This is a genomic window from Variovorax sp. F042, from assembly GCF_057814215.1.
On the sequence record NZ_JBVASX010000012.1, the window covers coordinates 123,149 to 135,560 of the forward strand.

The 12,412-nt window shown below is 68.2% G+C and carries 10 protein-coding genes; 5 read left to right on the plus strand and 5 right to left on the minus strand.

Annotation, left to right across the window (positions count from 1 at the left end; translation table 11 throughout):
- The first annotated feature begins 213 nt into the window (after nucleotides 1–213).
- The 4 genes from htpG (at nucleotide 214) to ACZYSP_RS28005 (ending at nucleotide 5,770) form a co-directional block, all read left to right on the plus strand.
- Nucleotides 214–2,250, plus strand: a complete 2,037-nt coding sequence (htpG, locus tag ACZYSP_RS27990) for a molecular chaperone HtpG (RefSeq protein ID WP_093081078.1) — start codon at nucleotides 214–216, stop codon at nucleotides 2,248–2,250.
- The gene (locus ACZYSP_RS27995; RefSeq protein ID WP_093080957.1) at nucleotides 2,247–2,915 is read left to right on the plus strand and encodes a hypothetical protein; all 669 of its coding nucleotides are present in this window, start codon (nucleotides 2,247–2,249) and stop codon (nucleotides 2,913–2,915) included. Before htpG ends, ACZYSP_RS27995 begins: the two co-directional genes overlap by 4 nt.
- Before the next feature lie 74 nt (nucleotides 2,916–2,989).
- A complete protein-coding gene (locus ACZYSP_RS28000) occupies nucleotides 2,990–3,976 on the plus strand; it encodes a Bug family tripartite tricarboxylate transporter substrate binding protein (RefSeq protein ID WP_093080960.1) in 987 nt (328 codons plus the stop codon).
- Between the two features lie 138 nt (nucleotides 3,977–4,114).
- Nucleotides 4,115–5,770 (plus strand): hypothetical protein, encoded by a 1,656-nt coding sequence (locus ACZYSP_RS28005; protein ID WP_093080962.1) that lies wholly within the window; start codon nucleotides 4,115–4,117, stop codon nucleotides 5,768–5,770.
- Here the strand turns inward: ACZYSP_RS28005 and ACZYSP_RS28010 are convergent.
- Genes ACZYSP_RS28010 through ACZYSP_RS28025 form a run of 4 tightly spaced genes read right to left on the minus strand, consistent with a single transcriptional unit; the run spans nucleotide 5,760 to nucleotide 9,733 of the window.
- A complete protein-coding gene (locus tag ACZYSP_RS28010; protein WP_093080965.1) occupies nucleotides 5,760–6,878 on the minus strand; it encodes a glycosyltransferase family protein in 1,119 nt (372 codons plus the stop codon). The two genes, ACZYSP_RS28005 and ACZYSP_RS28010, sit on opposite strands and share 11 nt — an antisense overlap.
- A gap of 3 nt (nucleotides 6,879–6,881) precedes the next feature.
- Nucleotides 6,882–7,655 (minus strand): ferritin family protein, encoded by a 774-nt coding sequence (locus tag ACZYSP_RS28015; RefSeq protein WP_093080967.1) that lies wholly within the window; start codon nucleotides 7,653–7,655, stop codon nucleotides 6,882–6,884.
- The gene (locus ACZYSP_RS28020; RefSeq protein ID WP_093080970.1) at nucleotides 7,645–8,658 is read right to left on the minus strand and encodes a hypothetical protein; all 1,014 of its coding nucleotides are present in this window, start codon (nucleotides 8,656–8,658) and stop codon (nucleotides 7,645–7,647) included. Before ACZYSP_RS28020 ends, ACZYSP_RS28015 begins: the two co-directional genes overlap by 11 nt.
- Nucleotides 8,659–8,707: 49 nt before the next feature.
- A complete protein-coding gene (locus tag ACZYSP_RS28025) occupies nucleotides 8,708–9,733 on the minus strand; it encodes a glycosyltransferase family 2 protein (protein ID WP_093080972.1) in 1,026 nt (341 codons plus the stop codon).
- A 96-nt stretch (nucleotides 9,734–9,829) separates the two neighbouring features.
- Here ACZYSP_RS28025 and ACZYSP_RS28030 point away from each other — a divergent pair, with 96 nt between their 5' ends.
- On the plus strand, nucleotides 9,830–11,173 hold the full coding sequence (locus ACZYSP_RS28030; RefSeq protein WP_093081081.1) for a UDP-glucose dehydrogenase family protein: 1,344 nt from the start codon (nucleotides 9,830–9,832) through the stop codon (nucleotides 11,171–11,173).
- Here the strand turns inward: ACZYSP_RS28030 and ACZYSP_RS28035 are convergent.
- Nucleotides 11,159–12,301, minus strand: coding sequence for a CaiB/BaiF CoA transferase family protein (locus ACZYSP_RS28035; protein ID WP_093080975.1), 1,143 nt, complete (start codon nucleotides 12,299–12,301; stop codon nucleotides 11,159–11,161). The two genes, ACZYSP_RS28030 and ACZYSP_RS28035, sit on opposite strands and share 15 nt — an antisense overlap.
- Between the last annotated feature and the right edge of the window lie 111 nt (nucleotides 12,302–12,412).

Consider the following 12,412-nt stretch of genomic DNA (forward strand, 5'->3'; position numbering starts at 1 on the left):
GTGTTGACGACCGTTAATATTTCGTGACCCGGAAGGCTTCCCCGGGCGAGAACGTTGGTCTTACGCCTTCAGGGGTGCGCAAAATGGAGCCTTTCGACCCCGTTTGCCTCTTGATGAGGTCGAAAGACCACCCATTTGAAGAAGTTGGCACAGCGTCACCGCATGGACGCCGTGCCCGGCATAGAATTTTTTGGCTTCGATATTTCTCTTTCCATGGCTGATTCCTCCAAAACCAAACTCCCCTTCCAGGCTGAAGTCGCGCAACTGCTGCACCTCGTCACGCATGCGCTGTATTCGAACAAGGAAATCTTCCTGCGCGAGCTGATCTCGAACGCGTCGGACGCGTGCGACAAGCTGCGCTTCGAGGCGCTCGACCACCCCGAGCTGTATGAAGACCAGCCAGAGCTCGACGTGCGCCTGAGCTTCGACAAGGCCGCGCGCACCATCACCATCACCGACAAGGGCATCGGCCTGTCGCGCCAGGAGGCCATCGACAACCTCGGCACCATCGCCAAGAGCGGCACAAAAGACTTCATGAGCAAGCTCAGCGGCGATCAGAAAGCCGACGCTCAGCTCATCGGCCAGTTCGGCGTGGGCTTCTACTCGGGCTTCATCGTGGCCGACAAGATCACCGTCGAATCGCGCCGCGCGGGCCTGCCCGCCGACCAGGGCGTGCGCTGGGCCAGCGGCGGCGCCGGCGACTTCGAGGTGGCCGACATCACGCGCGCAGAGCGCGGCACCAGCATCACGCTGCACCTGCGCGACGACGCTGACGAATACCTCAACGCCTGGAAGATCAAGCAGATCGTCGGCAAGTACTCCGACCACATCTCCCTGCCCATCCTGATGGAAAAGGAAGAGTGGAAGGACGGCGAGAACGACCAGCCCGGCGACATGGTGAAGACCGGCGAGTGGGAAACCGTCAACAAGGCCAACGCCCTGTGGAGCCGCCCCAAGAAGGACATCACCACCGATCAGTACGAAGAGTTCTACAAGAGCATCAGCCACGACTATGAGGCCCCGCTCGCCTGGAGCCACAACCGCGTGGAAGGCAGCACCGAGTACACGCAGCTGCTGTACATCCCGGCCAAGGCCCCGTTCGACCTGTGGAACCGCGACAAGAGCGCGGGCGTGAAGCTCTACGTGAAGCGCGTCTTCATCATGGACGATGCCGAGGCGCTGATGCCCAGCTACCTGCGCTTCGTCAAGGGCGTGATCGACTCCGCCGACCTGCCGCTGAACGTGAGCCGCGAGCTGCTGCAGGAAAGCCGCGACGTGAAGGCGATCCGCGAAGGCAGCACCAAGCGCGTGCTCGGCATGCTGGAAGACCTGGCGAAGAAGCAGAAGACCGCGCCCGAGAGCGGCGAAGGCAAGATCGACGTGGGCTCGGGCGAATCGGTGCCTGCACCCGATCCGACCGAAGGCGTGACCGATGTCGTCGACAAGAACACGCCCACTGCGGCCGAAACTGCTGCCGCGGCTGCCGATGAATCCGGCAAGTACGCCAAGTTCTACGCCGAGTTCGGCGCGGTGCTGAAAGAAGGCCTGGGCGAAGACATGGGCAACCGTGACCGCATCGCCAAGCTGCTGCGCTACGCCTCCACCACCACCGATGCGGTGAGCGTGAGCTTCGCGGACTACAAGGCCCGCATGAAGGAAGGCCAGGACGCGATCTACTACATCACGGCCGACACGCTCGCCGCCGCCAAGAACAGCCCGCAGCTCGAAGTCTTCAAGAAGAAGGGCATCGAGGTGCTGCTCATGACCGACCGTGTCGACGAGTGGGCGCTGAACTATCTGAGCGAGTTCGACGGCACCCCGCTGCAGAGCGTGGCCAAGGGCGCGGTCGATCTCGGCAAGCTGCAGGACGAGTCCGAGAAGAAGGCCGCCGAGGAAGCTGCCGAGTCGTTCAAGCCCATGCTCGAGAAGCTCAAGGAAGCGCTCAAGGACAAGGCCGAAGACGTGCGCGTGACCACCCGCCTGGTCGATTCGCCCGCCTGCCTCGTGGTGCAGGACGGCGGCATGAGCACGCAGCTCGCGCGCATGCTCAAGCAGGCCGGCCAGCCCGCGCCCGAACTGAAGCCGGTGCTCGAAGTGAACGCCGAGCATCCGCTGGTGAAGAAGCTCGAGGGCTCGTCGCATTTCGACGATCTCGCGAACATCCTGTTCGACCAGGCGCTGCTCGCCGAAGGCGGGCTGCCGGCCGACCCGGCCGCCTACGTGAGGCGCGTCAACGCGCTGCTGGTGTGAACGACCGGCCGCGCGTCCCTCGTGCAGCAGCCGTCGTTCCGGCGGCGCTGCTGTTGCTTCTGACGGGCGGCTGTTCTCACTATCACGTCGGCATTCCGCTGGTGCCCGGGCTCTCGCTGGGGCTGGGCGCCACCAAGGACGGCAATTTCTCGGTGGGGCTCAACACCGGCTTCGGTCCGCTCGGTGCGGGCGTGGCCGTGAACAACGGCGGGCAGGTGTCGGGCTCGGCCGGCGTGGGTGTCGGCGTAGGGCCGGTGGCCACGGGGGTCAGCAAGGGCGCTGTGCTTTATGACCCCAAGGCCGCGCCTGCGGCTCCCGCTGCTGTGGCGGTCGCTCCGCCCGCTGCACCTGTGGCACCTGTAGCACCCGTGGCTTCGGCGCCGACCCCTGCGGGAACGCCGGCGACGGTTGTCCCCGTGCGCTATTCGACACCTGCCGATCCGTTCACGCCCATCGCCACTCCTGCTGCTGCGGCCCAGGCACCTGCTGCCTCCTCGGTGGCACGCACCGCGGCACCGGCCCGGCCGCCCCTCGTCAAGATCACGCGTCCGCCCCCGGAGCCTCCGGCGCCCGCCGTGAACATCAAGTACCGCACCCCGGCCGTGGCTGCCGCTGCGGCCTCGGCCCGCGAAACCGGCACGCCCGGAAACCCCGTCGCGCCCTGATCGACGCGCCTTTCACACGAACACGCGACCCGGCCTAACATCGCGGCTGGTATCTCCTCCGGAGACAGTCGTCCATGACCCGTCGACCGCTGCTGCTGCACTTCTTGTCCATAGCCGCCCTCGCGGCCACGGGACTGCCCCGCGCAGCGAAGGCGCAGGCCGCATACCCCGCCAGGCCCATCCGCTGGATCGTGCCGTACCCCGCAGGGGCCGGCGCCGACATCGTCGCGCGAACCATCGGCACGCAGCTCGCCATCGACGCAGGCCAGCCGGTGATCATCGAGAACCGCGCAGGCGGCAACACCGCGCTCGGCGCCATCGAGGCCGCGCGCGCCCCGGCCGACGGCTACACGCTGCTGTCGGCCGACAACGGCACGCTGGTGTTCAACCCCGCGCTGTATCGCAACCTCAGCTACAACCCCTCGCGCGACTTCGCGCCCGTCACCCTGCTGGGCCGGCTGCCGATGGTGCTGCTGGTAGGCCCTTCCAGCGGCGTGAGGGACGCGCGCGCCTTCATCGACGATGCGCGCGCCTTTCCCGGCAAGGTCAGCTTTGCCTCGGCCGGCACCGGCAGTCCGCAGCACCTGGCGATGGAACTGCTCGAACGCGAGGCAGGGCTGGAGATGGTGCACGTGCCCTACCGCGGCGCCGCGCCCGCGCTGGCCGACGTGGCGGGCGGCCAGTTGCCGGTGCTGATGTGCGACCTGGCCGCGTCGCGCCGCTTCATCCAGGGGGGCAAGCTGCGCGCGCTGGCGGTGGCGCACCCGCAGCGGCTGAAGGAACTGCCCAACGTCCCCACCTTTGCCGAGCTAGGCATGCCGCGCGTCGAAGCTGCCGCGTTCATGGGCCTGGTGGTGCCCGCCAACACCCCGGGCGAGATCGTGATGCGGCTGCAGCAGTCGGTGGCCAGCGCCATCCACAACCCCGCCGTGCTGCGCAAGCTTGCCGAGTTCGGTGTCGAGCCGGTGGGCGATGCGCCTTCGCAGTTCGCGGCGCTGCTGCAGGGCGAGTCGGCGCGCTGGCATCCGCTGATCCGCGATCTCAATCTCTCGCTCGACTGAGCAGGTCCTTTACGGCAACTTTGCGCATGTGCCGAGCCTTCCTCACTTTGAACTAAGAGTCGCTGCCTAGATTGGCGCATCGCACAGAAAAGGTCGGCGAGGCGGGTTGCAAGGGGCAGGCCGGTCCTCCCGAGACCCATGACCACGAGCCGGTTCCACCACGTCATTTTTGCGGACGACTTCTTCCGCTCTCCAGCCAACGGGCTGCAGTATCACGCCGCCAACCGGCGCTTCCTCCGGGGCTTCTTCGACACCGCGCTGGGCCGCCTGGGCCTGCCGGTGCGCGAGATCACGCCGCTGTCGGAAGGCGGCCGCATCGACGTCGAGCGCCTGATGGACCGGTTGGAGCTGCCCTGCACCCCAGCCGGCTGGGCGCGCGCCTGCATCGCCAACCTGTTGCCGCTGGCCGGGCGCGAGGGCCTGCCGATGTTCGACCCCGGCTGCCTCGTGATCGGCTGGGGCCTCACGCCCGCGCTGCAGCAGTGCATAGACCGCAGCGGCGCGAGCTACCTGGACATCGAGATCGATCCGCGCCGCTTCACCGAGCATCTGCACTTCTGCGCGCGCACCAATGACCCCGTGATCGAAGCCGCGCTGCTGTCGCGTCGCGTGGACGAAGAGCTGTTCTGGAACCACGCGAGCGCGCTCAAGGGCCGCTTCGCGCGCCACGGCGCGGCCTCGCTGTTCGATCCGCGGCTGCGCGTAGGCCTGTTCTTCGGCCAGAGCCTGGTCGACCTGTCGCTGGTCAGTGGTGGACGCACCATGCACCCTGCCAGCGTGATCGCACCGCTGCGCGAGCTGGCGAACAGCGTCGACTTGCTGGTCATCAAGCCGCACCCTTATGAGAATGCGTTGCACGACCTGGCGCCCATTGCGCGCGCCATTCCCAATGTGGCGTGGACAAAGGAGAACACGTACGCGCTGCTGTCGGCTGCCAATGTGCATTTCGCATCCAGCCTGTCGTCGAGTGTGCTGACCGAGGCGCGCTACTTTCGCAAGCCCGCGCACGCGCTGATCCGCGCCGACCGCAATGGGGCCGGGTTGCTGCCCGAGACCTGCTCTGACTGGATCCCCGTGGGCGCCGCGTTGGGCGCGATGGATTTCATGGCCGCGGCCTGCGGCGCCGACGACAACAACAATGCCAAGCCGAGCCTCACGGCCTGGCCCGCAGCGGCGATCGACCGCGCCTTCCTCACGCGCTGGGGCCTCGACGACCAGACACAAGGCCTGCCCGAAGTGGCCGAGCTGCAGATGGGCCGTTCCTACCTGTTCCATCCCGGCAGCCCCGCGATGAGCTGGCTCAGTCACGGCTGGGCGGGCTTCGACGGCGATGGCGCGCGCAGCGAGGGCGAACTGGCCTGCCTCGTCATTCCCTTGCCTTCGCTGGCGCAGTCACCTGTGCTGTCGCACCAGCGGCCGTACCGGCTCGAGGTGAGCATCGACTACCGCAGCAACGCCAAGGCCACCAGCGTGCTCGCCATATTCGACGGCACGGTGCTGCCGGGTCAGCGCGGCACCGGCGCACGGCGGCGCAGTCTGGTGTTCGAGATCGAACCGACGGCGGGACGCAAGTGCCTGGTGCTGCAGTTCGTCGTGGCCGCCGGCACGGGGCGCCGCATGGCCCAACCGGCTTTCACCATCAGGAAGCTGCAGGTGTCGCTGCGCATGGGCCGGGGAGTGATCTCCGCGCCGCCGAAGACAACAGCGAAGCCGTGGTCCGAGATGCATCCGGTGCGTGCGATGACGCGGGTATTTCGCGCGTTGATCGATACGGCGCGTGGGGTTATCGGGTAGCTGTCGAGGAAAGGCCGTACAGCAGCGTAGTCCAGTGCCGGAGCCGTTCGATGGCCCCCTGTCGCCCCGCAGTGGCATCCGCCACGCTAGCCGGCAGTGCAAGCAATTCGCCGGCCGCGGCGGCAACTGCCCGTGCAAACTTCGGCGCATCGCCGCGCCACACCACCACACGGTGCGCCAGACCAAGCTGTGCCGCGCGCCCCGCGTTGATCGCCTGCTCCGGCTGGTCGGTCAGCAGCAGCAGGATCGGTTTGCGGTAGACCGCCGCGATAGACAGCGCCGCCATGCCCGGTGCCGAAACGATGAACGCGCTGTGCGCTGCCGCCTCTATCCAGTGCTCGTCGCGCGCATGCCAATGCGGCCGATGGGCATAGCCTTCGCCGACGAGATGTGCTGGCACGCCCGCGTCGGCAAGACCCTGTTCGAGGCCGTCGGCCAGTGCCGGCTCCTGGAAATGCGGATTGAGGTACACGGCAGCCGCGCGCTGCGCCGCTTCGCTGTGGTCCACCGCATCGACCACCGCGACCGGCGTGGCCAGCCGGTGGCGGCCGTGGCCGTCGTGCTGCGGCTCGCCATAAGCGAAGTCGTGCTCGATGCGCGCGAGGCTGCGGTCGATCTGCCACGCCACGATGCCGCCGAACAGCTTCGCAATTGCGCCGGGCATCCGTCCCTTGAAATTGGTTTCGAGCGCGCGGCGCAGGCTGGCGCCGTACACGTGCACGACCTTGCGCCGCCAGAACGGCAGCCAGCCCATCAGCAGCAGCGCGGGGTGGAACGAGTCGTTCACCACCAGGTCGGCTTCACGAAAGCGTGCGCGCAGCCGCCACACGTCGCGCAGCATGCGTTCGGGGCGGAACATGTAGTGCGCCACGTTGCGGTCGGTTTCGCGGCGCAGCATGTTCTGCTGCGTGTCGAACTGCACGGCGTAATGGCGCGAGAGCACTGGCGCATCGATGTCGAAGCCGGCGAGAAAGCGCGCGCCTTCGTCCGAGGTGGTGAGCACCTGCACCTGCGCGCCGGCTGCGCGCAGCGCATGGGCCAGCAGCTGCGCACGCATCAGGTGGCCGCGCGCGTCCGCGGTCGCGAGGTAGAGGATGCGCGGCGGCATCGCTCAGGCGTGATGCTGCTGCACCGGCCGCGCTGCGCCGGGGCGCAGCCGCAGCGCCACGCCGGCGATCCACATGCCTAGTGCGCCCGTGACGCCGAAGCCGCGCTCGGTGTCGCGCACCTCGCGCATCAGTTGCGCGAGCCGCGCCTGTTCATGCGGCGCCACGCAGCGCTGCAAGGTGTGGCTGCACAGACGGATGTGGCGGTCTTCATCAATCAGCACGCGCGACAGCAGCGGGTGCAGCGCATGTTGCGGGCCGATCAGCGCGCAATGGCGCTGCAGGATGCGCGAGGCCATCTGCTCGGCCGCAAGGCCAATGGCATAGGCCGGCACCAGCCCGCCGTGCGCAAAGTGCGGGGCATGGCGGCGAATGAGCGCCTGCCAGCGCGCGAGCTTGCGGCGGCTGAACCAGTCGGGCTGCGGCGCCTCTTCGGGTGAAGCTGCCGCCTGCGCGTTGCCGCCGCGCTCGACGATGGCCTGCGCGAACAGCCGCGCATGGTGTTGCTCATCGGCCAGGTGCTGGTCGAGCTGGCGCGCCAGCCACTCGGGCGGGGCAATGCGCAGCTCGCGCTGCAGGGCCTGCTCGGATGATTCCTCGCCCACCAGATAGAAGCGCAGCAACAGCATCTCACCAGCATTGCTCGCATGCAGCTGGCGCAGTGCGGCGCGCTTGACGTGGTGCACGAGGCGGGCCTGCAGGGCCGGCCAGCCGCGCAAGGTGGGCGCAGAGAGGCAGTCGAAGCCGGCTGCGATGTCGTCGGCTGGCTCAGCGGCCATCGGCCTTGGCCTTCGTGGTCTGTGGTGTCTGCTGCTGCCAGCCCAGCACCAGCCCGATGAAGCTGTCCTGCAGGAAGGCGCGCGCGGCGGCATCGGCACCCGCGAATTCGCGTTGCTGGCCGTCGTAGCGCACATAGCCCTTGCCGTTGGCGGCGCCGAGCACGAGCTTCTCGTTCTTGCGGAAGCCGCGCTGCAGCAACGGCTGCAGCAGCGACTGCGATTCGAGCCCGTACAGGAACATGTCGCGCTGCACCACCTGGTGCGGGATCTGGCCGCTCAGCGCCTGCAGCTCCAGCGTCCAGTTGCCCTGCTGCATGGCCTCGGCCAGTTGCATCCCCCTGGCGGCCGGCGCATGAAAGCGCGCGCGCGCTACCGACTTCGAGGCCTTGCTCAGGCCGAGGCCGATGGTGATGTCGGCGTCCCTTGCGCCATTCGTGCGGTTGTCTTCCACCTGCACCAGCACGTTGGCCAGGCGCGCGGTCAGCGAAGGCTTGGCCAGCGCCTCGACGACCTGGTCGGCTGTGAGCAGCACATGGTCGGTGGTCGCCTCGTTCACCACCACGATCTGGTATGGGTCGATGCGGATGTCGCTGAACTCGCCGCCCATGGGCGAGTGGGCGTGGCTGCTCACCGACCATTCGCTGCCCGAACGGCTCACCAGCGCATGAAAGGTCAGCGGCACGCGCTGGCCGCTGCGCGCCCGGCCGGAACCTTGCAACAGCACGTCGCCGACGATGGTTTTCTCGTTGTAGCTGCGCGTGTTGACGAAGCGGATGGTGTGCGCGGCGCTGTCGAGTGCGGCGCGCGTGTCGGGGTCGTCGAGGGCGAGGCGGTTGCAGTCGTTGCCGGGGCCCGCGAGCGCGGCGAAGGGGCAGCCGGCGTCGGACTTGAAGTTGAAGACGCCGCGGCCGACAAAGTCGGCTGCACTCGCCAGCGTGAAGGCGCCGGCGAGCGCGAGGCCGAGCGTCAGCTGGCGAGCGATGAATGAAGAGCGAATTGGCATGTTCTTGTCTTGTTGTTCTTCTGGAAGAGAAGGAAGGCGCGAAAGGCGTTCAGGGCCGGTGATACGAAAGCGCCTGCGCGTCGGCGTTGGTGCTGCCCGTGGTGTGCCACCCGATGCCGCGCGCGAACGCACCCAGCATGTCGACCGCCGAGAAGCCGAGGATCAACGCCACGCCCGCGAGCCAGCGCAGCCCGCGCAGCGGCGGCAGGTCTTGGTGATTGAGCGCCTTCACGCTGAACCCCAGCCGGGTGAACAGCACGGCCAGCGGCCCGATCGGCCCGCTCTTCGCAAGCCACTGCCAGCGCGGCGATACGTAGCTGCGCAGCAGGTGCGGCGTGAGCGAGTACGTGTCCTGCCCGCGCATCCAGCGCAGCTTGAGCGCCTCGGCGCGCGTATCGGGCAGGCGGTGTTCGGTGTGGGCCTGTGCCGCGTAGTGGATCGGCACGCCCGCCGCCTTCAGCCGCATGCCCAGCACCTGGCAGTGCGCGCGGTACACGCCGTCGAGCGCCTGGTAGCTGTGCTGCTCGAACACGTCGCGGCGGAAGGCCACGTTGTTCGCGTAGAAGTTGCTCGTGGCGCCGGCATGGTCCGCGTTGGGGAAATACATGAAGTCGATGGTCGTGAGCGCGGTGCCGACCACGTTGGCCGCGTAGCTGGTGCGGCCAGCCACCACGGCGGGCGCGTCGCTTCGGGTGAACGGCAGCAGCATCTGCAGCAGCCAGTCGTCGTCGGGCAGGCAGTCGGCGTCGGCGAACACCACGTGCGTGCAGCGTTGCGCATCGGTGGCCTCGAAGCCGACGTTCTTGGCGTCGTAGTAGCCGGTAGCGGCGTCGATGCGCACGAAGTCGACCGGGCAGCCTGCGAGCTTGCTCACGGCCTCGCAGGTGGCCGGGCTCAGCCCGTCGTGCGTGACGACCACCTGTGCGAGCGCGGTGAGCGGCAGTTTCTGCTTCGCCAGCAGGGCGACGAGGCGCTGCAGGCTGGTGCCCGCTTTGGCCTCGGCATCGGCTCCGCCGCGCAGGTTGTTGGTCTCCAGGACCAGCGCGCAACGCGCGGCAACTTGATCGGGCATCATCGAATTTTCCTGTCCGGACATTGTTTTGAAGGCTTGCATCCTGCTTTTATCGCACAACCGCGCCCGCCACCAGTGCCGTGCGCCATGGGCTCGCCCATGAAAGTCAGCATCTTCGGCGCCGGCTACGTGGGCCTGAGCTTTGCCGCCTGCCTGGCCGAAGCGGGCCACGAAGTGCTGTGCGCGGACGCGGATTTGGCGCGCATCGAAGGGCTGCAGCGCGGCCTGATGCCCTTGCATGAACCGGACCTGGAGGCGCTGGTGGTCGCTGGCCTGGCCGCCGGAACGCTGCAGTTCACCGCCGACGAGCGCACGGCCTGCCTGCATGGCGACGTGCTCTTCATCGTGGTGAACACGCCGGCCGATGCCGAAGGCTGCGTCGACCTGCGCCATGTGATGGCCGTGGCAGCAGGCATCGGGCGGCACCGTGACCGCGAGGCGGTGGTCGTGTGCAAGTCGACCGCGCCGGTGGGCACTGCCGACCAGGTCGAGGCGGTATTGAGCGGCGAGCTCTCGCAACGCGGCGCGCGGCTTCGCATCGCGGTGGCGGCGAACCCCGAGTTCCTGCGCGAAGGCTCGGCCGTGCGCGACTGCCGGCGGCCCGACCGCGTGGTGATCGGCAGCGAAAACCCGTGGGCCGTCGACCTGCTGACCCGGCTCTACGAACCCTTCATCGAGGACCCGACAAGGCAGTTGCTGGTGATGGACCGCCGCTCGGCCGAGCTCACCAAGTACGCGGCCAACGCCATGCTCGCCACCCGCATCAGCTTCATGAACGAGATGGCCCGCCTGGCCGAGCATGCGGGCGCCGACATCGAGATGGTGCGACGCGGCATCGGTGCCGACCGGCGCATCGGGCCCGACTTTCTGCAAGCGGGCGCGGGCTATGGCGGCTCGTGCCTCGCGAAGGACGTGCGGGCGCTGAGGTACGCGGCCGACCGCGACGGCCATGCGCTTCGCATCCTCTCGGCGGTCGAGGCCACGAACCACGAGCAGAAGGGCCGGCTGTTCGACCTGATGACGCACCACTTCGAAGGCCGCATCGCGGGCAAGACCATCGCCGTGTGGGGCCTGGCCTTCAAGCCAGATACCGACGACATGCGCGATGCGCCGAGCCTCGTGCTGCTGGAGCGGCTGTGGGCCGCCGGTGCGCGCGTGCAGGTATACGACCCGGCGGCAATGCCGAACGCACGCGGCCTCATCGGCGAGCGCGATGACGTGCGCTGGTGCGACACGGCGCAAGAGGCCCTGCAGGGCGCCGATGTGCTGGCACTCGTTACCGAGTGGGCGGAGTTCCGGCGGCCCGATTTCGCGGGCATCGCGAAGGCACTGCGCACGCCGGCGATCTTCGATGGCCGCAATGTCTACGACGCCGCGGAGGTCGAGTCTGCGGGCATCGCGTACTACGGCATCGGCCGCGGCCGATCATCACTGCTCCATTGAGTCGTCCAGCGGCAGGAAGGCATCGCCCGGCGTGAGTGGCGCATGCCGGTAGCTTGCCGGCGTGCGGCTCAGCTTCACCGGCGCGCCGATGCCGCGATATCCGCCGGGCATCTCCACCACCATCTCGCGGTGCAGCGTGTGCGGATGCTGCAACGCGGCATCGACTGGCAGCACTGGCGCGGCGGGCACGCCGGCCGCCATCAGTTGCTCGACCAGCGCGCGGCCATCGAAGGCCGCCATCGCCACCTCGAGTTGCTGCTTGAGTCCGTCGCGATGCACCGAGCGAGCGCCGGCCGTGCGGTAGAGCGGATCGTCCGCCAGATCGGGCAGCCCGATGCAGCGGCACAGGCTGGCGAACTGCCGGTCGTTGCCCACGGCCACGAACACCGGGTCGGTGCCGGTGGCCAGCGCGTCGTACGGATAGATGTTCGGATGCGCATTGCCGGTGCGGCGCGGCTCGGTGCCGTCCATGAACCAGTTGGCCGCATGCGGATGCAGCAGCGACAGGCCGCTGTCGTACAGCGCTGCCTCCACGAACTGCCCACGCCCGCTGCGCTGGCGCTCCTGCAGAGCGAGCAGCACGCCGATGACTGCGTTCAGCCCGGTCACCATGTCGACCACCGGCAGGCCCACGCGCAGCGGACCGCCGTCGGCTTCGCCGTTGATGCTCATGATGCCGGTCATGGCCTGCACGGCGGCGTCATAGCCCGGCAGCGCACCTAGCGGGCCGTCGGCGCCGAAGCCCGACACGCGGCACCACACGAGGCGCGGAAAGCGCTGCGACAGCGTTTCGTAGCCGATGCCCCAGCGTTCCATCGTGCCGGTCTTGAAGTTCTCGATCAGCACGTCGGCTTCGGCCACCAGCGCGAGCAGTGCAGTGCGGCCTTCTTCCGTCGAGAAGTCGAGGTGCTGCACGCGCTTGTTGCGGTTGAGCCCGTGGTAGTACGAGGCCACGCCTTCCCTGAAGGGCGGGCCCCATGTGCGCGTGTCGTCGCCCTGTGGCGGCTCGACCTTGAGCACGTCGGCACCGTGATCGCCGAGGATCTGGCCGCAGTAGGGGCCGCCGAGGATACGGGAGATGTCTAGTACTCGGATGCCTGCCAGGGCGCCTTTTGGGGCTTGTGTCATTTCGGTGCTTTCGGTTGTTCGTTCTTTCGGGGTGCGTGCGAATGACACCGGGTACTCCCCTCCGCGAATGTCTCCCGTCGGTGTGAGCGCGCCCCGGACAACGCAGCTGCA